General features: G+C 41.1%; 2 protein-coding genes. Both read right to left on the reverse strand.

The genetic code is table 11. The annotated features are described in order from the left end of the window. Positions 1–425: ATP-binding cassette domain-containing protein (locus QE109_RS17515; RefSeq protein WP_281095842.1), on the reverse strand; the 425-nt coding region annotated here is incomplete at its 3' end. Between the two features lie 7 nt (positions 426–432). Further along, a partial coding sequence (gene opp4C / locus QE109_RS17520; protein ID WP_281095843.1) for an oligopeptide ABC transporter permease occupies positions 433–1,232 on the reverse strand: 800 nt, incomplete at its 5' end.

Raw genomic sequence — 1,232 nt, forward strand, 5'->3', positions numbered from 1 at the left:
GGAATACCAACCAATTTTAAAAGGTCTATCGCTTTATCATGTGTTTCATGTTTGCTCATCTTTTGGTGAAGTCTTAGAGACTCTCCAATTTGGTCACCAATTCTAAATACTGGATTTAGAGATGTCATTGGCTCTTGGAAGATCATAGAGATTTCATTGCCTCTATAAGTTCTCAGTTTTTTCTCATCTATACCAACAAGCTCTTCGCCGTTGAATTTGATAGAACCTTTTACAATTCTGCCTGGTCTTTCTATGAGGTTTAAGATACTCATCGCTGTGATACTTTTACCACATCCTGATTCTCCTACGACTCCTAGTGTCTCGCCTTCTCTTAAGACAAACGAGTTACCATCTACGGCCTTTACAACACCTTTATCCGTGAAAAAGTGTGTCGTCAGGTCTTCTACTACTAGTATATCTTTCATTTTACACCTACCTTATCTCTTTCGGGTCAAATGCGTCACGTAAGCCCTCACCTAACAAGTTGATGCTTACAACCGTCAACATGATCATCACACCTGGTGGAATCCATAGCCATTGCATGTTTCTAAATACGTTAGTATTTCTCGCACGCTCTACCATGTTTCCCCATGTTGGTGTTGGTGGTGTTACACCAAGACCAAGGAACGATAAACCAGCTTCTGATAAGATTGCACCCGCCATCCCTAGTGTTGCACTAACGATGATAAATGCTAAAGTGTTTGGCAATAAGTGTCTCACGATTTTTGATCGATCTGAAATTCCTAAAATTTCTGTTGCTTGCATAAACTCTTGCTCTCTTAGTGATAGGATTTGACCCCTAACAAGACGTGCAAGACCCGGCCAGCTTAAGACCCCTATAAGGAACATTACAAAATACATTTTCTGCTCTGAGCTTACACGCCACATGAGCGCTGCTGAGAGCGAAATTACAGTTGGCATAAATGGAATTGAGTAGATAATCTCTGCGATACGCATCAAAATGTTGTCCACTCTACCGCCATAGTATCCTGCGATACCACCAACAAGTGAACCCAAAACTACTGATACGCCAGCAGCCATAAGGCCTACTAAGATCGAGATTCTTCCTCCAACAAACAAGCGAAGCAATACATCTCTACCTTGTTCATCAGTACCCAACCAGTGTGTTGACGATGGTGCTTGCTCTTTATCAGCTAAGTTAAACTCTGAAATTTCATAAGGTGATAGTATCGGTACAAATATTACCGCTAACACAATCACGATAAAAAGTG

The sequence above is a fragment of the Fusibacter bizertensis genome (assembly GCF_029914245.1).
Lineage (GTDB): Bacteria > Bacillota > Clostridia > Peptostreptococcales > Acidaminobacteraceae > Fusibacter_C > Fusibacter_C bizertensis.